A 21,746-nucleotide genomic window follows, 5' to 3' on the forward strand; every position below is an offset into this window, starting at 1 on the left:
TTCCGTCCGGGCCGTGCGGCTCTACCGCGAATAGATCCGCGCCTCATACGGCCGCAGCAGCTGCGGCTCACCGTCCGGCGAACAGTTGCCCAGCACCGGCTGCCTGTCGACCAGGTCCAGTTCCCGGGCATCAACGATCTGCGGTTCTCCACTCAGGTTGCAAACAACCACCCACTGCTCTTCTGCCAGGGTGCGCGAATAGGCGTAAATAAACGGATGCTCGTCCAGCAGCAGCTGATAGCGGCCATAAATCAGCGCCGGGGTGCGGCTGCGCAGGGCGATCAGCGTGCGGTAGAAATTTAACACCGAGTCCGGCTGCTGCTGCTGGCGGGCAACGTTAATCTCCCGGTAGTTGGCATTGACCGGCAGCCACGGCGTGCTGTCGCTGAACCCGGCGTACTTTCCGTCATCCCACTGCATCGGGGTACGTGAGTTATCGCGCCCGCTGCGGCTCAGGAACGCCAGTATTCTCTCTTCGCTCCAGCCCTGCTGGCGCAGCGCAACGGCGCGGTTACGGGCGGCGATATCGTTAAAGTCATCCAGGCTGGCAAACTGCGTATTGCTCATGCCCAGTTCCTGGCCCTGATAAATAAACGGCGTACCCTGCATCAGAAAATACAGAGCGGCAATCGCCGTGGCGCTCTCGCGCGCGAACTGCCGATCGTCGCCCCATGACGAAACCACGCGTGGAATATCATGATTTTCCACGTAGAGCGCGTTCCATCCCTTCCCTTCCAGCAGCGTTTGCCAGCGGGTGAAAATGCGCTTCAGGCCGGGCACGTCCAGCCCGCGGTCGGGCGTCAGGCGGTGAGCGCTTTCCCACAGCAGCACGTGTTCAAACTGGAAAATCATATTCAGGCGCTGACGCTGCTCGCCAACCCACTCCTCGCCCTGCTCCGCCGAGGCGCCGTTCATCTCGCCGACGGTCATAATGTCGTAGCGGTTAAGCACCTGCTCACACATCTCATCGACGTAATCCAGCAGGCCCGGATAGTTAAGATGCCGCTCGAACGACGGCACATAGCGCTGTCCGTTCGGGTTCGGCAGGTCGGTCAGGCCCGGCTCCTTTTTCATATGGCAAATGGCATCGATGCGGAAGCCGTCAATGCCTTTATCCAGCCACCAGCGCATCATGTCGTAGATCGCGCCGCGGACCTGCGGGTTTTCCCAGTTCAGGTCCGGCTGGCGGGCGGAAAACAGATGCAGGAAGTACTGCGCACGCTGCGGATCGTATTTCCACGCAGAGCCGTTAAAGATGCTCTCCCAGTTATTCGGTTCGGCGCCGTTTTTACCGTCGCGCCAGATGTACCAGTCGCGCTTTTCGCTGGCCGCTGACGTGCGCGACTCAATAAACCACGGATGCTCATCTGAAGTATGGTTGACCACCAGATCGAGGATCAGCCGCATACCGCGTGCGTGAACCGCCTCCAGCAGCCGGTCAAAATCGGCCATGGTGCCAAATTCGGCCATAATGTCCTGATAATCGCTGATATCGTAGCCATTATCGTCATTAGGCGAACGATACATGGGGCAGATCCAGATGACGTTAATGCCCAGCCACTGCAAATAGTCCAGCCGCTGGGTGATGCCGTTCAGGTCGCCAATGCCGTCACCGTTGCTGTCCATAAAGCTGCGTGGATAGATTTGATAGGCTACCGCCTCTTTCCACCAGCGCGCCGTTTTTACATCATGCATAACGTTTCCCTTCAGAATTAATGGGTTGCCGACGATGCCAAAAGGCGCTGGAAGGCGCGGCCCTGGCTGTCGAAGAGGTAGCAGCATTCCACCGGCAGGCCGACGCCAACGGTATCTCCCACCCGGATCGTGGAGCGCTCGGGATTGCGTACCACCCAGGGTTCACTCACGTTACCGTTATCCAGATAAAGGTAGGTTTCATTACCCATATGCTCAACAAACATCACTTCGCCCTGGTATTCACACTGCGCCAGGTTTCCACCGCGGATATGTTCCGGGCGAATACCGATATTGACGCTTTGCCCCTCGGCTTCGGGCGGCGTCGCGATGGGCAGCACCATCGATTTCCCGTTATCCAGCTCCACCACGCTCTGCCGTTCTCCGGCACGGCGCAGCACCGCCGGGATCAGATTCATTTTAGGTGAACCGATAAACTGGGCGACAAATTCGTTAGCCGGGCTATCGTACAGCTCCAGCGGCGTGCCCACCTGTTCAATCTTTCCCTGATTCAGCACGACGATGCGGTCGGCCAGCGTCATGGCCTCCACCTGATCGTGGGTGACATAAATAATGGTCGAACCCAGCCGCTTGTGCAGCGAGGCGACCTCCATCCGCATCTGCACGCGCAGCGAGGCATCGAGGTTAGAGAGCGGCTCATCGAACAAAAACAGCCGGGGTTCGCGCACAATCGCCCGGCCAATCGCCACGCGCTGGCGCTGGCCGCCGGAGAGATCCTTCGGTCGCCGCTCCAGCAGCGGCTCCAGCTGCAGGATACCGGCCGTTTCCTGCACTCTGCGCGCAATGTCATCCGCCGGATGGCCCGCCAGCTCCAGCGCGAAGGCCATATTTTTATACACGCTCATATGCGGATAGAGCGCATAGGACTGGAAGACCATGCCGATGCCGCGTTCTGCAGGACTGTCATCGTTGACGTAGCTGCCGTCGATGTACATGCCGCCGCCGCTGATCTCCTCCAGGCCGGCGATCATGCGCAGCAGCGTTGACTTACCGCAGCCGGAAGGCCCGACCACCACCACGAACTCGCCGCTGTTAATCTGAAGATCCAGTGACTTAATCACTTCCGCTTTGTTGCCGTAGCGTTTTTGCAGGTTTTTCAGCGTTAATTGCGCCATATTCTCTCCACTCAGCATTTGCGATGGGTAGACGGAGCGCCGCTGCGCCCCGTCCAGGGCTTATTTCAGGTAATCAAGCCACGGGCTTTGACGCGATATCATCACGTCCACCAGTTCCGGAATAGCGCGGCACTTGTCGTTGACTGAATCCACCAGCAGCGCCTGAATCACCAGGTCGCGCGAGCCGTTAAGGATCGCCTCTGCGGTCAGATCGTGGATACCAATCTGGTTGCACAGCAGGCCGGCGATACCTGACGGAACCTCAACCGCAATGCCATGCACCCCTTTACGGTCGATAATGGCCGGAACTTCTACCGCAATAAATTCCGGCAGCTGTTTGATAAAGCCCTTGTTGGGGATATTGACCGCGGCTTCTTCGTAGCCGGAATCGTTGATAATCCCCTCCATGATCGCCACCACCCGCTCTTTCATCTTCAGTTCAATCGACGGCTGAACGTGGCCGAGGTAGTTGCGGTAGAAGGTATAGAAGTCGAGGATACCCCGGTGGTCGCTGACCTCGCTGGCCCAGCGAATGTACTCGCCGAAGTGGCTGTCGCTGGTGATGGGCAGATAGTTAAACTTCTGCAAAATTTCCTTAAACAGCGTGCGGTCCGCCCACTCCCAGGCGCTGTCCCGGCCGCCCAGCGCGGCACGCTCGGTGGCGCCCTCCGTTTCCAGCACTTTCCCGTGGGTGCGGGTGTAGGCCAGGATGTCGCTGTAGCCCGGCAGGCGGGAGAAATAATCCGGCGCTTTGGCGCGGACATCGGCATAGGCATCCTCGCCGCTGTCCTTATAGCGTGCCTCCAGCAGCACGCTAAAGTGGTTTAACCCACCCGCCCGCAGGTTGAGATTGTCAAAGGAGGTACCCAGCATTTCCGGCAGATAGCGCTCCAGCGAGGCAATTTCGTGACACATGCCGACAAAATTCAGCTCCGGGAAGCGGCGGTGTACGGTGGTACAGATGCGGCTCATCGGGTTGGAGTAGTTAAATACCCAGGCCTGCGGGCAGATATCGGCAATATCGGCGCAGATATCCAGGATAGGCGGGATGATGCGCAGCGAATGGAACAGGCCGCCGGGGCCGCCGTTCTCACCGTACACCTGCTGAATGCCGTACTGCTGTGGGATTTGCCAGTCGAGATCCCACAGCGCGAAGCGATCGCCCACCTCAATGGAGATAATCACAAACTCCGCGCCGCGCAGGGCTTCCCGGCGGTCGGTGGTGGCGCTGATGATAAAGGGCAGGTCTTCGTGTGCAATAAAGTCACGCGCGGTTTTTTCCGTCACCGCCAGCGCGGCGGGATTAATATCAAGCAGCACGATCTCGCTGCCGTACAGCGTGGTGCTCTGGAAAATATCCCCGAGCGTGCCGTAGCCGAACTGCGCACTGCCCGCACCCACTAAAACGATTTTTGTAGCCATTTGCTTATCTCCTTGAGGTAAATCGACATTAGCCTTTAACTGCGCCGTTAGTTAATCCGCTGACGATGCGGCGCTGGAACAGCAGCACCAGCCCGACGATCGGCAGCGTGACGATGACCGAGGCCGCCATGATGGTGCCCCACGGAAGCTCATATTGAGAGGCACCCTGCAGCATGCCGATAGCGACGGGCACGGTGCGTTTGCTGCTGGAAATCACGAAGGTCAGCGCGAACATGAACTCATTCCATGCGCCGATAAACGCCAGCAGCCCGGTGGTGACCAGCGACGGCCCCATAATCGGCGCGAAAACGCGGGTAATAATGGTCCAGGTACTGGCACCGTCGACGATCGCCGCCTCTTCCAGCTCCACCGGGATGGCGCGCATAAAAGTGGTCAGCACCCAGACGGTAAACGGCAGTGAGAACGTGGTGTAAGAGAGCACCAGCGCGCCCAGCGAGTCGTACAGCCCCATAAAGCGCACCAGTTCGAACATGCCGGACAGCACCGCCACCTGCGGAAACATCGAAACGCAGAGGATGGTGAACAACAGGTATTTGCGGCCGCGAAAGCGGATCCGCGCCAGCGCAAACGCGGCGGTAATGGAAACCAGCAGGCACAGGCCCACCGTCAGGGTCGCCACCGTCATCGAGTTCAGCAGGCTGCGGGCAATGCCGCTTTCCATCAGCGCGTTCACGTAGTTGCCCCAGTTCAGCCCGTCCGGCAGATAGCTGACGCGGAACAGGTCTTTCCCTTCGCGCAGCGAGGTCACTACCGCGTAATAAAACGGGAACAGGCAGAAAATACTGGCCAGCGCCGCGCCGGAAAAAATCAGCGCCTTATGGCCCATTCGCTGCTGGTGACGGCTCAGTTTCATTTGTTCTCTCCGTTATTGAAGCGGCCTGCGGCCAGGAAGCAGGCGGCAATACCCGCGACCATCATGAACACCAGCACCGAGGCGGCAGAGCCGGAACCCATCTGCTGATAGCTGACCATCAGGTCGCGGGCATAGCCGGAAACTGATACCGTGGCTTCGCTGTTGGAGGTCAGGACGTAAATCAGGTCAAACACCCGCAGCGCATCCATCACGCGGAAAATCAGCGCGACAATCATCGCGGGCATAATCAGCGGCAGCGTGATGCGGCGAAAGCGCTGCCAGGCGTTAGCCCCGTCAACCCGGGCGGCCTCATACAGGTCGCCGGGGATCAGCTGCAGCGCGGCCAGCAGCATCAGCGCCATAAACGGCGTGGTTTTCCATACGTCGGCGATAATCACCGCCCACATCGACAGATGCGGTTCTGCCACCCAGGCCAGCGGCGTGCTGATAACGCCCAGCTTCAGCAGCAGATCGTTCACCACGCCGTACTGATCGTGAAACATCCAGCCCCACATCTTGGCGGAGACGATAGTGGGGATGGCCCAGGGAACCAGAATGGCGGTGCGCACCAGGCCCTGACCGCGAAACTTCTGATTCATCAGCAGCGCCAGCAGCATGCCAAACACCAGCTCCAGCGATACCGACAGCAGGCTGAAGTGCAGCGTATTGCCCACCGCCAGCCACCACTGCGGATCCGCCAGGATGCCGAAACGATGGCCGCCCCCGGCGAAGTCCAGATAGTTAGCGAAGCCGACGAAGCGATACTCGTCCGGCGTATCCAGCATTGCATCGGTAAAGCTGTAGAACAGCGTGCGTAACAGCGGCCATCCCGCGACCGTCGCCAGCAGCAGCATGGCGGGTGCCACCAGCAGCCAGGCCACGCGGCTGCGACGCTGCTGGTGATTCAGTTTGCTGCGTTTCGCCGAGGTTACCGCGTGCGGCTCCGGCGTTGCCGTCAGGGATAAGGAACGCGTTTCATCTTTCATCGTGCAGGCTCCGGTAGGTTTACAGGGCGATATCAGCGCCACTCTCTGGCTTTGATTCTTTCCAGCCGCTGTTGCAGACCAGCGACCGCCGTTGCGCCATCGCTGCTGCCGCGAAGCACGTTAAAGGTGGCGTTGTAGATGGCCCGGGAAACCTGGGCGTACTGTCGCTTGGTCTGGGTGGCCGGGCGCGGAATGGCTCTGGCGAAAATCTCCTTGAAGCTGGCCAGATAGGGCACCTGAGCCAGCACCTGCGGATCGTCATACAGCGCGGTGCGTGACGGCGGCCAGCCCATCAGCGTCAGTCCTTCGCGCTGTGATTTGGCATCGCTGACGATTTTCAGCAGTTCGAAGGCGGCATCAGGATTTTTGGTGTAGGCGCTGATTGCCCACTGCCAGCCGCCAAGCGTGCTGAGTGAACGGCCTTCATCGCCTGCGGGCAGCGGCATCAGCCCAACTTTGCCCTTGATTGCGCTGCTGCTGTCCTGAGTCAGAACCCAGGCATACAGCCAGTTGCGCATAAATAGCGCATCGCCGTTCTGGAATACCGCGCGTGACTCCTCTTCCATGTACCCCAGCGCGCCGCGCGGCACGATGGTGCCAATCCAGCCCGCGGCTTTGTCCAGCGCCTGCGCCGCCTGCGGGTTATTGATGGTGATCGCACCGTCCTGAGTAATGAAATCGCCGCCGCTCTGCGAAGCCACCCACTCCAGCGCATTGCAGGTCAGCCCCTCGTAGGATTTGCCCTGAAATACCAGGCCCCAGAAGTTTTGATGTCCGGCTTCGCGCTCCTGCTGCTGAATGCGCGCGCTGATGCGGGCCATCTCATCCCAGGTTTTTGGCGGCTGTTCGCCGTAGCGCTCAAGCAGATCTTTGCGGTAATAGAGCGCACCGGTATCCAGGAAGGCGGGAACGGCTTTGACCCGACCGTTAACGACATTGTTTTGCCAGGCCGAAGGGAAAAAATCGTCGCGCATGGTGCCGACGCGATCGGTGAGATCCAGCAGGTGCTTGTTCAGTACGCCAATCCAGACGGTATCCGCCTGAAACAGGTCGATGGCGCTGCTGTCTTTTGCCGCAAACAGCTGCTGAAACAGCGACAGTTTTTCATCGGAGGCGCGGGGGAGATCGATAAATTCCAGCCTGTGGCCGGTCTTCGCTTCAAAGCGCTGCTTAACGTCATTACAGAACTGGCGGCCTTCCCTGCTGGGAGGGCATTCCATGCGCAGGGTATCGGCCAGGGTAGGAGCGGATAGCAGCGCCGCCGCGCAGACAAGCAGGCTCGGAATCACTTTTCTCATGACGTCCTCTCAGTTAGCGGCCGGGTGCCGATACCGGACAAGCTAACGAAAGCGGATCATTGAAGGAAATCGATTTATTTGGCTATGCTATAGAAAATATCTATGTCACTTGCGGAAAATATGATCGTGGACAAAATTTTGCGTCAGTTTATCGAAGTCGCAACGTTTGGAAATGTGAGCCATGCGGCAAACAAACTTTGCCTGAGCCAGCCAACGTTGACCCATAACATGAAGAAACTGGAGGAGAATTTAGGCGTACAGCTGCTGGAACGCACCTCAACCGGGGTGAAGACCACGGAATTTGGTGAGCTGCTGCTGGAACAGGCCCAGATGATGCAGCGCATTTACGATAACACCCTGATTAAGCTGGCCTCGATAAAGGCCCGGCAGGGGCAAAGCCTGCGGATGGGGGCCGGGCATGCCTGGTGGTATATGTTCGTGCGCGACAGCTTTAACGCCTATCGCACCCTTCACCCGACGGTCAATATTCATATCGACCTCGGCAACCACCTGCGCCTGATGGATCTGCTGCTAGGGGGCGATATCGATCTGTTTGTGGGGCATGAAATTAAGGGGTTAAATCCGAAGGCGGGCATCAGTTTTCTGCCGCTGTTCAGCACCCGCGACAGTATGTTTGTCCGCGGCGGGCATCCGCTGCTGGGCAGGCCGGTGGAGGAGTACGAGCTGCTGGGTTATCCCTATGTTGAGCTGACGCCGGACGAGAGCCGCTACCAGCACATGATGGATGATATGCAGCCGAAAAGGCAGGCGCGTAATCGTCTGCACCTGGCGGAACGGGTGATCTGGTCCACCAGCTCAATGATGTCGGCGGTGGATATGATTAACGATTCCGACGCGATGATGCTCAGCTACCCCTCGTGCATGGCGGGGTATTTTGCCCAATATGGGCTTGAACCGCTGCAGCTGGCAGAAGAAAGCCAGCCGTGTACGGTCGGTATCTATCTGATGCGGGAAAAGGCCGATGCGCCCCAGGTGGTGCAAATGCAGGAACTTTTACATCAGTACCTTGGGCAGGTTCGCCACCTGGTCACCTAGCTACTTTTCGCCAACGAGCTCGACCAGCGCCTGATACAGCGGCCGCGACTGGCCTGGCCCCATCACCAGCTGGAATTCGGTAAGCTGCGGGGCGACGGTGACCTCCAGCAGCGCTCTGACCGCGGGCTGCTGCTCAATCGTCGGGCGATCTAACTGACCGTTATCATGCAGCCTCAGCCGGACGCGGCTGGCGCAGTAGCGTAACGCGGCGAGGTTATCCGCGCCGCCCAGTGCCGCCAGAACGGCGGTAGCAAGTCGTTGGTGTTCCATGATCTCTCCTGACCGGTGCCTGTGCTGTAGCAGCATAGTGTCAGGGAGGGGGCGAAGTGAAATCGATTTATTCCCGCCGGATATAGACAGTTTCTATACCCGGCGCTGGCCCGGCCGTTAGCGCGTCAGCTGCCAGCCTTTTTCACGCCACAGGGCGGGAAGCTGTGCCATATCGGTAAAGACGGTGACCAGCGGATGGTCGATAGCGGGGTTGTGCGCGTCCGCGCAGTAGTAAAACACCGGGATACCGGCGGCGATCCCGGCTCTGGCTCCGGCTTCGGAATCATCGACCAGGATGCAGTGCTCAATCGGGATACCCATCTGCTGTGCGGCATGATGCATCAGTTCCGGTTCGGGCTTCCAGTGCTGGATATCGTAGCCGCTGTAGAGGCGATCGTTGAAAAACGGCAGCATCCCGGTCAGGCCCAGCGAGTGCTGCATTTTCGGCACCGTGCCGTTGGACACTACGCACATCGGCACCTGGATGCTTTCCACCAGCGCGTTAGCCCCGGGGATCGCCTTCAGCTCCAGATCGAACAGTCGCGCTACTTCCGCTCGGTAGGCCGGTTCCAGCACCTCGACCGGCGTGGTCAGGCCGTGCTGTTCGCAGACATCGGCGACGATGTCATACAGCTTTACGCCTTTATATTTCTCGAACATCTCCTGCAGCGAAAGCGTGACGCCAAACTGCGCGAAGGTATTCACATAGCCCCGGGTACAGAGCACTTCGCTGTCGACCAGCGTTCCGTCACAATCAAAAAATACACACTCCACTGACATCTGTGCGTCCTTCAGGTTGGTTAATTTTTTCCCACTTTGCATAACTGTAACAGGATTGCGGTCGGGAAATGTCAATTACTGTTAACAGCCGGGATAACAGGGCGAAAACAGCGCAATCGGTTGCGAAAAAACCGGGTGATCCACATCGCAAAATGACAATTATGGGTTAGGATATCCACCGACTATTTTCTCCGCTCTGGAACCCCATAATGACTAATCCCGGTTTGTTACAACGGATTTTTAAACTGCAGGAGCATGGCACCACCGTTCGTACCGAGGTGATTGCCGGTTTCACCACGTTTCTGACGATGGTGTACATCGTTTTCGTTAACCCGCAGATCCTCGGCGTGGCCGGCATGGATACGCAGGCGGTGTTTGTCACCACCTGTCTGATTGCGGCCGGCGGCAGCATCCTGATGGGGCTGGTGGCCAACCTGCCGGTCGCGCTGGCACCGGCAATGGGCCTGAACGCCTTCTTTGCCTTTGTGGTGGTGGGTGCCATGGGTATCTCCTGGCAGGTGGGCATGGGGGCGATCTTCTGGGGCGCAACCGGTCTGCTGCTGCTGACCATTTTCCGCGTGCGTTACTGGATGATCTCGAATATCCCGGTCAGCCTGCGCGTGGGGATCACCGCCGGTATCGGGCTGTTTATCGCGATGATGGGGCTGAAAAACGCCGGGATCATCGTGCCGAACGAAGCCACGCTGGTCAGCGTGGGTAACCTTACCTCGCACAGCGTGCTGCTGGGGGCGCTGGGCTTCTTCATCATCGCAATTCTGGCATCCCGCAATATTCACGCGGCGGTGCTGGTTTCCATCGTGGTGACCACCGGGATTGGCCTGGCGATTGGCGACGTGAAATTCACCGGTATCTTCTCTGCCCCACCGCCGGTGACCTCCGTACTGGGCCAGGTGGATCTCGCCGGTTCGCTGAATATCGGCATGGCCGGGATTATTTTCTCCTTCATGCTGGTTAACCTGTTTGACTCCTCCGGCACGCTGATTGGCGTCACCGATAAAGCCGGTCTGACCGATGAGAAAGGCAAGTTCCCACGCATGAAGCAGGCGCTGTACGTTGACAGCATCAGCTCGGTCGCCGGTTCCTTTATCGGAACCTCCTCCGTTACCGCCTATATCGAAAGCTCCTCCGGCGTGTCCGTCGGTGGCCGCACGGGGCTGATGGCGGTGGTTACGGGTATCCTGTTCCTGCTGGTGATGTTCCTGTCGCCGCTGGCCGGTATGGTGCCCGCCTATGCGGCAGCCGGTGCGCTGATTTACGTCGGCGTGCTGATGACCTCCAGCCTTGCCCGCGTGAAGTGGGACGATTTGACCGAAGCCGTTCCGGCCTTTGTTACCGCGGCGATGATGCCGTTCAGCTTCTCGATTACCGAAGGGATTGCGCTGGGCTTTATCTCTTACTGCGTGATGAAACTGGGCACCGGCCGCTGGCGTGAAATCAGTCCGTGCGTGGTGGTCGTTGCGCTGCTGTTCGTGCTGAAGATTGTGTTTGTAGACGCGCACTAACCGCTGCGTTTGAGCATCAGGGTGGCCTTGCGCCACCCTGATATCAGGAATAGTCGTGCTGCTTCTCGGCGGGAAGGCTGGTTAAACGCAGTGCGCGTGGGCCCATATTCAACGAATAAACGTTAATACTCTGCAGTGAATTCCATCCTTCCGTATCGTCATATTCCCACAGCCGTAGCCGATCGGTTCCCGGAGAGAGCGCGCAGGACCATACCATCAGCGCCTCCACATCACAGATAGCCTGAATATCCGCCAGCGTGGAAGAGCGCAGCCTTCCCGAAGCGGGATGCAGGCGCAGGGCATCAAAACCGGTGTTACCTTCCCCGGTCATTTTCAAAATGCTTTGGCGGATAGTCCAGATCTGGGTACAGGCTTCTGATGGATCGTTCTGGGCATTGATCCAGGCTTTTTCACCGGAGGAGAAGGACTGCAGATGCTGCTCTAAAGTCTGACGGCTGTGCGCGCGAACAATTTCCATATCGAGTCCGGCCCGGCAGCCCTCTTCCGCCAGCAAAACACCCACCACACTCCCCGCATAGGCAATGCTGAAATCAGGCAGTTCGGGATCGGAAAAGCAGGGCCGACCGCTTTCCGTCAGGCGGATATCGGGAAGCTGGGGGATACCGTACACCCGCAGCATCAGTTCTGCCAGCAGCGTTCTGGCCGCCAGATAACGCCGACGCCGTCTCTCCGCAAGGCCGGCAGAATGCTCTACCAGCTGCAGCGGAAGTCGGTGAACCTGCGCTTTCGTATGGACAAGAGTCCATCGTGCAAAATGACTTGCCATCTGTCACTCCATGAAAATGGTCGGGTAATCATCACTGCTATTGTAAGAATAATCCTACGATTTTTCACCCGTGAATCCCTCAGCGGGCCGAAATTCGGATTAATATTATTTTCCTTGTGGTTAAATCGAGCAGAACAATACGTAATAGCAAAACTACCGGACAATCATCGCTTTTAATGCCATTAACACAGTGCAAACACCAGTCACCCGCTAAATAACGCGCTTCGCACGCTATATCATACCGTTAATTATGCATGCTGCATTTGCAGCATCAGAACAACATTTGTGCTGCAAATGAAACACATTTAGTCATTGAATATCAATCTAATTAACTGAAGTAAAAGGAAAATTACCTTTAACAATATTGGCACACATTCTGCTTATGTTTTTATAACTTAAGTGATGGTTTATTAAATTATAAATCGCAAATGGTTATATGAAAAAGTGGCAATACCCTTTGCGCCACTCGACCAGGAGAGAATGATGTCGTTATCTGAACTCACCCCAACCTCGCTGGCGGCGCTCCGGCATTCGCTGCCTTTGGCACCGATTGCTCAAACGGCCGGATCCGTAAAACCGGGCGCATCTCTACGGCTTTCCGGCATTTCGCTCTCTTTCGGTGGGGTTAATGCCTTAAGCGACGTCTCGCTGGTGGCGGAACCTTCAACGCTGCTGGCGATTATTGGCCCGAACGGCGCGGGAAAAAGCACGCTGCTGAACGTGATCTCCGGCATTTACCGGCCAGACGGGGGCGAGATAGTGCTCGACGATCGCCGCTATCGTGCAATGCGCCCCGGGCAGCTGGCCGGGGCCGGTGTTGCGCGTACTTTTCAAAACCTGGCGCTGTTTCACGGCCTTTCAGTGCGGGACAACGTCCTGCAGGGGCTGGCTTACAGTCGGAAAACGTCGCTGTTAAGTGAGATGTTTGGCCTGCCGCGCGCGCGGCATGAAACGGCAGCTCAGCATCAGCAGGCGAACGCGGTCATCAATTTCTTTGGTCTGGATGCGGTCGCGTCCAGTCTGACCTCCAGCCTGTCCTACGGTATGCAAAAGCGCGTTGAGCTGGCGAGAGCGCTGGTTGCCCGCCCCCGCCTGCTGCTGCTCGACGAACCCATGGCGGGGATGACGCGAGCGGATAAGCAGCAGCTTAGCGATCTTATCCACGAGATACGCCGCCATTTCGGCACCACCATTTTGCTGATCGAGCACGATATTGCGGTGGTGATGAGCCTGTCCGACCGCGTTGTGGTGCTGGAGTACGGGCGTAATATCGCCACGGGAACCCCGGATGAGATCCGGCAAAACCCGGCGGTGATTGCCGCCTATCTTGGTTCAGCGGCGGAAACCGCCGCGCCGGGGGCCAGAGGATGAATATTGACTGGCTGTTCCTGATTGAGGTCAGCGTTGGCGGTCTGCTGTCGGGCGTGATGTATTCGCTGGTCGCGCTGGGCTTTGTGCTGGTTTACAAAAGCTCCGGCGTCTTCAACTTTGCTCAGGGCGCGATGCTGCTGTTCTCCGCCCTCACCTTCGTTTGCCTGATCGAACGCGGCTGGTCGGTGTGGGCGGTGCTTCCCGTCACCCTGGCCGCCATCTCGCTGCTGGGCATGCTGATCGAGTTCTCCGTGCTGCGGCCGCTGGTGAATCAGCCGCCGATCGTGCTGTTTGTCGCCACGCTGGGCGTGTCTTACATCATCGAAGGCGCCGCACAGCTGCTGTGGGGAACGCAGGTTCACGCGCTGGATCTGGGTATCGACGATACGCCGTTTGAGGTCGGCGGCGTGCTGATCAGCCAGTTCGATCTGTTTGCCGCCGGGGTTGCCGGGCTGATGGTGCTGCTGCTGAGCCTGTTCTTTCGCTATACGCACACCGGTCTGGCATTTCGCGCGGTGGCGGACGACACCTTCGCCGGGCTGGCGGTGGGCCTGAATATCGGCCGCCTGTGGGCGGTGGTCTGGGCGGCCGCAGGGATGGTCGCGCTGGTCGCCGGGCTGCTCTGGGGCGCACGTCTGGGGGTGCAGTTCTCCCTGTCCCTGGTGGTGCTGAAGGCGCTGCCGGTACTGGTGCTCGGCGGGTTTGATTCGGTGGCCGGAGCGATCGTGGCCGGGCTGCTGGTCGGGCTGATCGAAAAGCTGGGATCGGTGTATCTCGGCCCGCTGCTGGGCGGCGGGATTGATAGCTGGATCGCCTACGCCGTGGCGCTGCTGTTCCTGCTGATTCGTCCTGCGGGCCTGTTTGGTTCCCACCGTTTATCGAGGCTGTAACCATGACGACGCTCTCACCGGCTACCCACCGTGTCCTGCCACGCCTGAACGCGGGAGGGATTATTCTGCCCGCCGTGGCGTTTATTCTGCTGCCGCTGGTCGGTAACGAATACCTGTTTGATGCGGTGCTGACGCCGTTTCTGACGCTGTCGCTGGCGGCGCTGGGGCTGAATGTCCTGGCGGGCTATACCGGACAGATCTCCCTCGGCAGCGCCGCGTTTATGGCAGTGGGTGCCTATGCCGCGCTGAACCTGATTGGTCGTCTGGATCTGCCGCTGCCGCTGGTTTTACTGCTGGCGGGGGGGATCAGTGCGCTGCTGGGGCTGCTTTTCGGCCTGCCGAGCCTGCGGCTCAGCAGCTTTTATCTGGCGATTTCTACGCTGGCGACGCAGTTTTTTGTTCAGTGGGCGATGAACAATTTCAGCTGGTTTTCCCTGAACAGCGCGTCCGGCGTGGTATCGGTGGCACCGCTGCATCTGGGGGCGTGGATCGTCGACAGCTCGGAACGCCGCTATCTGTTTACCCTGACGGTGGTCAGCCTGCTGACCTGGCTGGTCTGGCGGCTGGTTAACAGCTCGGCCGGCCGCAACTTTATCGCCGTGCGCGATAATCCGCTGGCGGCCCGCGTGACGGGCGTACCGGTATTACGTACCCGGATGATTGCCTTCGGCTTCTCTTCTTTCATTATCGGCATCGCCGGCGTGCTGTGGTCCTTCACCTATCTGCGCAACGTTGAACCGGCGGGTTTTAATCTGGATCGCTCATTCCAGCTGCTGTTCATCATCATCATCGGTGGATTAGGCACGGTTCGGGGCGCGTTTCTTGGTGCGGCGCTGCTGACGCTGTTCCCACTGCTGCTCTCGCGGCTCGGGGGATGGCTGTTTGGCCAGCAGGTGGATTCCGGCGTGCTGGAGCTGGTGCAGAACATCATCGTCGGCGTTTTGCTGATCGGGTTCCTGATTGCCGAGCCGAAAGGGCTGGCGGCGCTGACGCAGCGGATAGCGTCGTCCCTCACTTCGCGGAGAACACACCATGACTGACCGTAACGCGCTGCTGACGGTGTCGCACCTCAGTGCCCGCTATCAGCGCCATATCGTGGCGCTGGACGATATTTCTCTCACCGTCGGCGAAGGCGAAATTGTGGCGCTGCTCGGGCGCAACGGCGCGGGGAAATCTACCGCCCTGCAGGCGATCTCGCACCTGCTGCCCGCCCGCCGCGGTGAGGTCAGCGCGGGCCGCGTGCTGTGGCGCGGCGCGGATATTACCGCCGAAGCCCCGCACCGTCTGGTGAAGCGCGGCATTGTCCCGGTGCTGGAAGGGCGACACTGCTTCATTTCGCTCACCGTGGAAGAAAACCTGATCGCTGGCGCGCTGGCACGTTCGGCCTCCCGGGCGGAGATACGCCAGGGGCTGGAAGAGGTTTATCAGATTTTCCCGCGGCTGAGGGACAAACGCCAGCTGGCCGCCGGGCTGGCCTCCGGCGGCGAGCAGCAGATGGCGGCTATCGGTCGTGCACTGATGGCGAAGCCCCAGCTGCTGCTGCTGGACGAACCCTCAATGGGGCTGGCACCGCTGATTGTTGAAGAAATTTTCGCGGTGCTGACCCGCCTTAACCAGCAGCAAAAGCTATCGATTCTGGTCGCGGAACAGAATTCCACCGTGGCTTTGCGCCATGCCCATCGTGCCTACGTGCTGGATACGGGCAGCGTGGCGCTTTCCGGCGATGCGCAGGCGCTGAGCCAGCAGGAAGACGTACAGAGAATTTATCTGGGATTTGCAGCATAACCTTTATACAGGAGAAGACCGATGAGTACGCTTCAGACCGAAAACGCAGTAACCACATCTCAACAACACCGCCCCGATACGGCCCCGCAGGGCGTGCCCGGCTATCCGCGTCCGGCGCAGCCCGCGCATATTATCCAGAGCGATGAAGAGGCGATCCGCGTGGCTACCGAACTGGCCGCGCAGTTTGTTCTCACCGCCGCCGAGCGCGATCGCGACCGCATCCTGCCGATTACCGAGCTGGACGCGTTTTCCCAGAGCGGGCTGTGGTCGATCAACGTGCCGAAGCGCTTTGGCGGCCCGGAAGTTTCCTACGCTACGCTGGCGAAGGTGGTGCAGATCATTGCCGCCGCCGATCCGTCCATTTCGCAGATCTCCCAAAACCATCTGGGCGTGGTGGCGGCGATCCGCACGGTCAGCGATGAAGCACAGCAGCGCGAACTGTTTGCTCAGGTGCTCAGCGGCGTGCGCTTCGGCAATGCTTTCTCTGAGTTCGGCAGCAAGCGCGCGGCGGATTTCGAAACCCGCTTCGTTGATGACGGCGATCATGTGCGGGTGAGCGGCAAAAAATTCTACTCCAGCGGCGCGCTGCTGGCGCATCTGGTACCGATTGTGGCGCTGGATGACCAGGGACGGGCGTGGTACGCCATTGCCGACCGCGATGCCCCGGGTCTGACGGTGATCGACGACTGGTCCGCCTTCGGTCAGCGCACCACCGCCAGCGGCACCGTGCTGCTGGATAACGTGCGGGTGCCGAAAACCCATCTGGTTCCCGGCTATAAAGGTTATGAAGCCCCCAGCGCCGACGGCGCGATTTTCCAGATCGTGCAGGTGGCGATTGATTCCGGCATCGCCGAAGCGGCCATCAACGAAACCATCCGCTTCGTGCGCGAGAAATCGCGTCCGTGGGTGGACAGCGGGCTGGATCGCGCGTCCGACGATCCTTATACCATTCAGCGCGTGGGCGATCTGACCCTGCGGCTGCACGCCGCCGAGGCGCTGCAGGAAAAAGCGGGTCTGTGGATCGACCGCGCGGTAGCCGAGCCCACGGCGGAGAACGTGGCAAAAGCGCAGATTGCCGTGGCGGAAGCCAAGGTGCTGAGCACCGAGATCGCCATCGAGGCAACCAACCGCCTGTTCGAACTGGCGGGAACTCGTTCCACCCTCGCCGAGCACAACCTCGACCGCCACTGGCGTAACGCCCGTACCCACACGCTGCACGATCCGGTGCGCTGGAAGTACGCGATCCTCGGCAACTATGCGCTGAACGGGGTCAATCCCCCGCTGCACGCCTGGAGCTGATGGTTTCGCCGGACAAAAATAATTCGACTCATAACAGGGCATGAAAATGATAAAAATGAAGGTGATATCGCTTACCCGGCTTCTCGTCGGGGTTACGCTGCTGCTGGCGCAGCTCTCGCTCAGCGCCAGGGCGGATGAACAGTATTTCCCGCTACAGAGCTATCGCGTCGGCCCCTATGCCGCCGCCGGCAGCGGCTTCTTCGGCGGGTTTATTGACTACTTACAGCTGATCAATCAGCGTGACGGCGGAGTTAACGGCGTTAAGCTTACCTGGGACGAGTGTGAAACCCAGTACGAAGTGGAGCGCGGCGTGGAGTGCTATAAGCGGCAGAAAAGTCGCCCCGGTGTTGCCGCGTGGAACCCGCTTTCGGTGGGCATTGCCTATGCGATGATCGATGACGTCACCCGCGATAAAACGCCGCTGATTACCATCGATCATGGCCGCACCGACTCGACCGACGGCCGCGTCTTCCCGTATGTTTTCCCGCTGCTGCTTAACCCGTACAGCGAAACGTCGGGGATCATCAAATTTATCGGCACCCGTCTGGGCGGTCTGGACAAGCTGCAGGGTAAAAAAATTGTCGTGCTGTACCACGGTTCGCCGTATGGCAAGGAAACCATCCCGATCTTCGAGCTGCTGGCGAAAAAATACGGCTTTGAAGTACAGCAGATTGAAGTGCCGCACCCGGGCAATGAACAGCAGTCGCAGTGGCTGACCATTCGCCGGGCAAAACCGGATTATGTGGTGCTGCGCGGCTTTGGCGTGATGAACCCGGTGGCGCTGAAAACCGCGCAGAAGGTCGGTTATCCGGCGGACCATATTATCGGTAACGTCTGGTCTAACTCAGAAGAGGACGTGATCCCGGCGGGTAACGCAGCGAAGGGTTATATTGCGCTGACCACCCAGGCATCCGGCTCGGTGTATCCGGTGGTCAAAGAGATTATTGATAAGGTGTACGGTGCCGGTAAGGGCAATCTGCAGGATCGGAAACGCATCGGCAGCGTCTATCATAACCTCGGCATTGTTAACGGCATTCTGAACGTTGAGGCTATCCGCATCGCGCAGCAGAAGTTTGGCCACCGCACGCTGACCGGCGACGAAATCCGCTGGGGCTTCGAGCATCTGCAGCTTGACGCTGCCCGCGTGGAAGCGCTGGGCGCGAAAGGCCTGTTCCACTCGATTAACGTGACCTGTGAGGACCACGAAGGCCAGGGCCGCGTAACCTTCCAGCAGTGGGACGGCAGCCAGTGGAAAGTGATAAGCGACTGGATTTCACCGGACTGGGCGCTGCTGCGGCCAATCATTGAGAAATCCGCCAGCGCTTACGCGAAGGAAAATAATATTACGCCGCGTAACTGCCAGGCTGAACAGTAATTATTGAGGAAACCCTGCATTAACAGTCCGTTAATGCAGGTCAGTAAATGCTCACTTAATGGCTGGCTTGTGACCGTTACTTACCAATACAGAAGCTGGAGAAAATCCTTCCCAGCAGGTCGTCGGAGCTGAATTCTCCGGTGATTTCACTCAGACTTTGCTGCGCCAGGCGCAGCTCTTCCGCCAGCAGTTCACCGGCCCAGGCTCCCAGTAATTGATGTTTGCCCTGCTGCAAATGCTCTGCCGCCAGTTCCAGAGCCTGAAGATGTCGGCGACGGGCCAGGAATCCCCCTTCCATATTGCCCGAGAAGCCCATGCTGGCCTTCAGATGCTCGCGCAGCACGTCCACGCCTTCGCCGGTGCGGGCGGAAAGGCGAATAAGTGAGTGACCGTTTACTTCCGTAATGCCCAGCGTTTCACCGGTCATATCGGCTTTATTACGCACCACGGTGATCGGCAGCGCTTCAGGCAGGCGGGCAATAAAGTCCGGCCAGATCTCCGCAGGCCCGGTTGCGCCGGTGGTGGTGCCGTCGACCATAAACAGCACGCGGTCGGCCTGTTCGATCTCTTTCCAGGCACGTTCAATGCCGATGCGTTCCACTTCGTCGCTGGCTTCACGCAGGCCCGCGGTATCAATGATATGCAGCGGCATGCCGTCGATATGAATATGCTCGCGCAGTACGTCACGCGTGGTGCCGGCAATATCGGTGACGATGGCGGCATCGCGCCCGGCCAGCGCGTTGAGCAGGCTGGATTTACCGGCGTTGGGGCGCCCGGCGATCACCACCTTCATGCCTTCGCGCAGCAGGCTGCCCTGGCGCGCTTCGGCACGGACGCCGTCGAGATCGGCAATCACCCTGTGCAGCAGCGCTTCAATTTTGCCGTCGGAGAGGAAGTCGATCTCCTCATCCGGGAAGTCGATGGCCGCTTCCACGTAGATCCGCAGGTGAGTAAGTGCTTCCACAAGGTTGTTAACGCGGGTGGAGAAAACGCCCTGCAGCGAGTTAACGGCCGAGCGCGCCGCCTGCTCGGAGCTGGCGTCAATCAGATCGGCAATCGCTTCCGCCTGGGCCAGGTCCAGCTTGTCGTTGAGGAAGGCGCGCTCGGAGAACTCGCCCGGGTTGGCGATGCGCAGTCCGGGCAGCGCCACGATGCGCTTCAGCAGCAGATCGAGGATCACCGGACCCCCGTGGCCCTGCAGCTCCAGCACGTCTTCGCCGGTAAAAGAGTTAGGGCCGGGGAACCACAGCGCGATACCCTGATCGAGGGTGCTGCCGTCGGCGTCGCGGAACGGCAGATAGTCGGCGTAGCGCGGCTTGGGCAGCTTGCCCAGCAGCAGCTGTGCTACCTCCGCCGCTCTGCTACCGGAAACGCGCAGAATCCCTACGCCGCCGCGTCCTGGCGGCGTCGCCTGGGCAACAATCGTATCGCTATGGCTCATGGTTAACTCTCTTTTGATACAAAAAAATAAGGCGGTCTGAATGACCGCCTTAGTGTAAACAGTGCGCACGTTGTTAGCACGCGGCAGCCGTAAAAAGGTGCCGCGAGTTTTTACTCTTACGCTTTCTTCTTGTCGCGGCTGTGCAGGCCACGTTTTTCCAGGCCGCGATAAATCAGCTGCTGCTGGATAATGGTCACCAGGTTACTGACGATGTAGTACAGCACCAGACCGGAAGGGAACCACAGGAAGAAGACGGTGAAGATGACCGGCATAAAGGTCATGATCTTCTGCTGCATCGGGTCGGTCACGGTGGTCGGCGACATCTTCTGGATGAAGAACATCGTGATACCCATCAGGATCGGCAGGATGTAGTACGGGTCCTGCGCTGACAGATCGTGGATCCACAGGGCGAACGGCGCGTGGCGCAGTTCAACCGAGCCCATCAGCATGTAGTACAGCGCCAGGAAGATAGGCATCTGGATAACCAGAGGCAGACAGCCGCCCAGCGGGTTCACTTTCTCAGACTTATACAGCGCCATCATTTCCTGACTCATGCGCTGTTTGTCATCGCCTAAACGCTCACGCATCGCCTGAATCTTAGGCTGCAGCATGCGCATTTTCGCCATGGAGGTGTACTGCGCCTTGGTCAGCGGGTACATGATGCCACGAACGATAAAGGTGATAACGATAATCGAGAAGCCCCAGTTACCGATAAAGCTGTGCAGGAACTTCAGCAGCTTAAACAGCGGCTGAGAGATAAACCACAGCCAGCCATAGTCCACGGTCAGGTCAAGGTGTGGCGCAAGCGCCGCCATTTTGTCCTGAATTTCCGGGCCAACCCACAGGGTCGCTTTCAGATCCTGCTGAGAACCTGCGGCGATAGTCACCGGTGCAGATTTGAAGCCGACTGCCGCAATACCGTTACCCAGGTTGCTGGTGTAAAGGGTGTTGCTGCCCGCCGTTTGCGGTACCCATGCGGTGGCGAAATACTGCTGCAGCATCGCCACCCAACCATTGGTGGTGGTAGTGCTGAGGTTTTCGTTCTCGCTGATTTTGTCGAATTTATACTTCTCGTAGTTGGTCTCACTGCTGGAGTAAGCCGCACCACGGAAGGTGTGCAACGCAAAGTTATTGCTGCCGGTATCACGATGCTTAGGCAGATCGATGGTCTGCTTCAGCTGACCAAACATCGACACTTCCAGCGGCTGCTGGGTGGCGTTGTTGATCTGATAGTCCACGCCAACGGCGTATTCACCGCGCTTCAGCACAAAGGTCTTGGTGTAGACCGCGCCGTTTTCAGCGGTATAGGTCAGCGGGATACGCAGTTCGCCCTGGCCGTCGGCCAGCTCGAAGCTATCCTGAGTGGTGGTATAAAGAGGACGACCGCCGTTTGCCGGGTTGTCCGGGCCGTTACGACCGGTCAGGCCGCTCTGTGCCTGATAGAGGAATTCAGGGGTGTTTTCCAGCAACAGGAAAGGCTTATCGGAACCCAGTGAGTCCGGATAGGTCAGCAGCTGCGCCTGGTCAATATCACCACCGCGAGTATTAATGCTTAAAGACAGGACATCGGTCTTAACGGTGATCGTTTTGCCCTGGCCGCTGGCAGGGACACCCTGGTTAGCGACATCACCCGCTGCTGTCGTGGTCTGCGTGGTCTGAGTCTGCAATGGCTGAGGATTATTATCCGTCTGCCAGGCTTGCCAGATCATAAAAGACACGAACAGAAAAGCGATGAGAAAGAGATTGCGTTGCGAATCCATC

19 protein-coding genes are annotated in these 21,746 nt (G+C 58.8%); 8 read left to right on the forward strand and 11 right to left on the reverse strand.

Features of this window, described 5'->3' with window-relative positions; translation table 11 throughout:
* Nucleotides 1-21 precede the first annotated feature (21 nt).
* From PGH32_RS19515 to PGH32_RS19540, 6 genes are read right to left on the reverse strand one after another with little or no spacing between them, the layout of a single operon-like run.
* Entirely contained in the window at nt 22-1,695 is a 1,674-nt protein-coding gene (locus PGH32_RS19515) for a glycoside hydrolase family 13 protein (RefSeq protein ID WP_314423862.1), read from the reverse strand.
* 17 nt (nt 1,696-1,712) lie between these two features.
* Nucleotides 1,713-2,828: an ABC transporter ATP-binding protein gene (locus PGH32_RS19520; RefSeq protein WP_314423865.1), complete on the reverse strand. Its 1,116-nt coding sequence runs from the start codon at nt 2,826-2,828 to the stop codon at nt 1,713-1,715.
* A gap of 60 nt (nt 2,829-2,888) precedes the next feature.
* A complete protein-coding gene (locus PGH32_RS19525) occupies nt 2,889-4,250 on the reverse strand; it encodes a family 4 glycosyl hydrolase (protein ID WP_337894886.1) in 1,362 nt (453 codons plus the stop codon).
* 28 nt (nt 4,251-4,278) lie between these two features.
* Nucleotides 4,279-5,124 (reverse strand): carbohydrate ABC transporter permease, encoded by an 846-nt coding sequence (locus PGH32_RS19530; RefSeq protein ID WP_314423871.1) that lies wholly within the window; start codon nt 5,122-5,124, stop codon nt 4,279-4,281.
* Entirely contained in the window at nt 5,121-6,110 is a 990-nt protein-coding gene (locus PGH32_RS19535) for a carbohydrate ABC transporter permease (RefSeq protein WP_337894888.1), read from the reverse strand. The genes PGH32_RS19530 and PGH32_RS19535 overlap by 4 nt, the downstream gene beginning before the upstream one ends.
* A 32-nt stretch (nt 6,111-6,142) precedes the next feature.
* Complete coding sequence (locus tag PGH32_RS19540; protein WP_337894889.1) at nt 6,143-7,408, reverse strand: ABC transporter substrate-binding protein; 1,266 nt, start codon at nt 7,406-7,408, stop codon at nt 6,143-6,145.
* A 120-nt stretch (nt 7,409-7,528) separates the two neighbouring features.
* Here PGH32_RS19540 and PGH32_RS19545 point away from each other — a divergent pair, with 120 nt between their 5' ends.
* Entirely contained in the window at nt 7,529-8,464 is a 936-nt protein-coding gene (locus tag PGH32_RS19545; RefSeq protein WP_337895025.1) for a LysR family transcriptional regulator, read from the forward strand.
* Here the strand turns inward: PGH32_RS19545 and PGH32_RS19550 are convergent, their stop codons facing one another.
* Entirely contained in the window at nt 8,465-8,734 is a 270-nt protein-coding gene (locus PGH32_RS19550; protein WP_314423878.1) for a PTS transporter subunit EIIB, read from the reverse strand.
* A 117-nt stretch (nt 8,735-8,851) separates the two neighbouring features.
* On the reverse strand, nt 8,852-9,514 hold the full coding sequence (yieH, locus tag PGH32_RS19555; protein ID WP_314423881.1) for a 6-phosphogluconate phosphatase: 663 nt from the start codon (nt 9,512-9,514) through the stop codon (nt 8,852-8,854).
* A 209-nt stretch (nt 9,515-9,723) separates the two neighbouring features.
* Here yieH and PGH32_RS19560 point away from each other — a divergent pair, with 209 nt between their 5' ends.
* Nucleotides 9,724-11,037, forward strand: coding sequence for an NCS2 family permease (locus PGH32_RS19560; RefSeq protein ID WP_314423884.1), 1,314 nt, complete (start codon nt 9,724-9,726; stop codon nt 11,035-11,037).
* Between the two features lie 43 nt (nt 11,038-11,080).
* Here the strand turns inward: PGH32_RS19560 and PGH32_RS19565 are convergent, their stop codons facing one another.
* Nucleotides 11,081-11,824 (reverse strand): 4'-phosphopantetheinyl transferase family protein, encoded by a 744-nt coding sequence (locus tag PGH32_RS19565; protein WP_337894890.1) that lies wholly within the window; start codon nt 11,822-11,824, stop codon nt 11,081-11,083.
* Nucleotides 11,825-12,307: 483 nt separating this feature from the next.
* On the opposite strand from PGH32_RS19565, the gene PGH32_RS19570 reads away from it, so the two are divergent.
* From PGH32_RS19570 to PGH32_RS19595, 6 genes are read left to right on the forward strand one after another with little or no spacing between them, the layout of a single operon-like run.
* A complete protein-coding gene (locus tag PGH32_RS19570) occupies nt 12,308-13,195 on the forward strand; it encodes an ABC transporter ATP-binding protein (RefSeq protein WP_337894891.1) in 888 nt (295 codons plus the stop codon).
* Nucleotides 13,192-14,085, forward strand: coding sequence for a branched-chain amino acid ABC transporter permease (locus PGH32_RS19575; protein WP_337894892.1), 894 nt, complete (start codon nt 13,192-13,194; stop codon nt 14,083-14,085). Before PGH32_RS19570 ends, PGH32_RS19575 begins: the two co-directional genes overlap by 4 nt.
* A gap of 2 nt (nt 14,086-14,087) precedes the next feature.
* Complete coding sequence (locus tag PGH32_RS19580; protein WP_337894893.1) at nt 14,088-15,125, forward strand: branched-chain amino acid ABC transporter permease; 1,038 nt, start codon at nt 14,088-14,090, stop codon at nt 15,123-15,125.
* Nucleotides 15,118-15,870 (forward strand): ABC transporter ATP-binding protein, encoded by a 753-nt coding sequence (locus PGH32_RS19585; protein ID WP_314423898.1) that lies wholly within the window; start codon nt 15,118-15,120, stop codon nt 15,868-15,870. The genes PGH32_RS19580 and PGH32_RS19585 overlap by 8 nt, the downstream gene beginning before the upstream one ends.
* A gap of 21 nt (nt 15,871-15,891) precedes the next feature.
* Nucleotides 15,892-17,169: an SfnB family sulfur acquisition oxidoreductase gene (locus PGH32_RS19590; RefSeq protein WP_337894894.1), complete on the forward strand. Its 1,278-nt coding sequence runs from the start codon at nt 15,892-15,894 to the stop codon at nt 17,167-17,169.
* 46 nt (nt 17,170-17,215) lie between these two features.
* The gene (locus tag PGH32_RS19595) at nt 17,216-18,544 is read left to right on the forward strand and encodes an ABC transporter substrate-binding protein (protein ID WP_314423902.1); all 1,329 of its coding nucleotides are present in this window, start codon (nt 17,216-17,218) and stop codon (nt 18,542-18,544) included.
* A gap of 76 nt (nt 18,545-18,620) precedes the next feature.
* Here the strand turns inward: PGH32_RS19595 and mnmE are convergent, their stop codons facing one another.
* Both mnmE and yidC read right to left on the reverse strand, forming a co-directional pair.
* Nucleotides 18,621-19,985, reverse strand: coding sequence for a tRNA uridine-5-carboxymethylaminomethyl(34) synthesis GTPase MnmE (gene mnmE / locus PGH32_RS19600; RefSeq protein ID WP_337894895.1), 1,365 nt, complete (start codon nt 19,983-19,985; stop codon nt 18,621-18,623).
* A gap of 116 nt (nt 19,986-20,101) precedes the next feature.
* Nucleotides 20,102-21,745: a membrane protein insertase YidC gene (gene yidC, locus PGH32_RS19605; protein WP_314423907.1), complete on the reverse strand. Its 1,644-nt coding sequence runs from the start codon at nt 21,743-21,745 to the stop codon at nt 20,102-20,104.
* Nucleotide 21,746: the final 1 nt, after the last annotated feature.

Origin of the sequence: Erwinia sp. SLM-02, from assembly GCF_037450285.1 — a bacterium.
GTDB lineage: Bacteria > Pseudomonadota > Gammaproteobacteria > Enterobacterales > Enterobacteriaceae > Erwinia.

Excerpts from the sequence above, each read along its gene's own strand:
- PGH32_RS19515 (WP_314423862.1), bottom strand. The coding sequence starts at position 1,695 with ATGCATGATGTAAAAACGGCGCGCTGGTGGAAAGAGGCGGTAGCCTAT.
- PGH32_RS19520 (WP_314423865.1), bottom strand. The coding sequence starts at position 2,828 with ATGGCGCAATTAACGCTGAAAAACCTGCAAAAACGCTACGGCAACAAA.
- PGH32_RS19525 (WP_337894886.1), bottom strand. The coding sequence starts at position 4,250 with ATGGCTACAAAAATCGTTTTAGTGGGTGCGGGCAGTGCGCAGTTCGGC.
- PGH32_RS19530 (WP_314423871.1), bottom strand. The coding sequence starts at position 5,124 with ATGAAACTGAGCCGTCACCAGCAGCGAATGGGCCATAAGGCGCTGATT.
- PGH32_RS19535 (WP_337894888.1), bottom strand. The coding sequence starts at position 6,110 with ATGAAAGATGAAACGCGTTCCTTATCCCTGACGGCAACGCCGGAGCCG.
- PGH32_RS19540 (WP_337894889.1), bottom strand. The coding sequence starts at position 7,408 with ATGAGAAAAGTGATTCCGAGCCTGCTTGTCTGCGCGGCGGCGCTGCTA.
- PGH32_RS19545 (WP_337895025.1), top strand. The coding sequence starts at position 7,529 with ATGATCGTGGACAAAATTTTGCGTCAGTTTATCGAAGTCGCAACGTTT.
- PGH32_RS19550 (WP_314423878.1), bottom strand. The coding sequence starts at position 8,734 with ATGGAACACCAACGACTTGCTACCGCCGTTCTGGCGGCACTGGGCGGC.
- yieH (WP_314423881.1), bottom strand. The coding sequence starts at position 9,514 with ATGTCAGTGGAGTGTGTATTTTTTGATTGTGACGGAACGCTGGTCGAC.
- PGH32_RS19560 (WP_314423884.1), top strand. The coding sequence starts at position 9,724 with ATGACTAATCCCGGTTTGTTACAACGGATTTTTAAACTGCAGGAGCAT.
- PGH32_RS19565 (WP_337894890.1), bottom strand. The coding sequence starts at position 11,824 with ATGGCAAGTCATTTTGCACGATGGACTCTTGTCCATACGAAAGCGCAG.
- PGH32_RS19570 (WP_337894891.1), top strand. The coding sequence starts at position 12,308 with ATGTCGTTATCTGAACTCACCCCAACCTCGCTGGCGGCGCTCCGGCAT.
- PGH32_RS19575 (WP_337894892.1), top strand. The coding sequence starts at position 13,192 with ATGAATATTGACTGGCTGTTCCTGATTGAGGTCAGCGTTGGCGGTCTG.
- PGH32_RS19580 (WP_337894893.1), top strand. The coding sequence starts at position 14,088 with ATGACGACGCTCTCACCGGCTACCCACCGTGTCCTGCCACGCCTGAAC.
- PGH32_RS19585 (WP_314423898.1), top strand. The coding sequence starts at position 15,118 with ATGACTGACCGTAACGCGCTGCTGACGGTGTCGCACCTCAGTGCCCGC.
- PGH32_RS19590 (WP_337894894.1), top strand. The coding sequence starts at position 15,892 with ATGAGTACGCTTCAGACCGAAAACGCAGTAACCACATCTCAACAACAC.
- PGH32_RS19595 (WP_314423902.1), top strand. The coding sequence starts at position 17,216 with ATGATAAAAATGAAGGTGATATCGCTTACCCGGCTTCTCGTCGGGGTT.
- mnmE (WP_337894895.1), bottom strand. The coding sequence starts at position 19,985 with ATGAGCCATAGCGATACGATTGTTGCCCAGGCGACGCCGCCAGGACGC.
- yidC (WP_314423907.1), bottom strand. The coding sequence starts at position 21,745 with ATGGATTCGCAACGCAATCTCTTTCTCATCGCTTTTCTGTTCGTGTCT.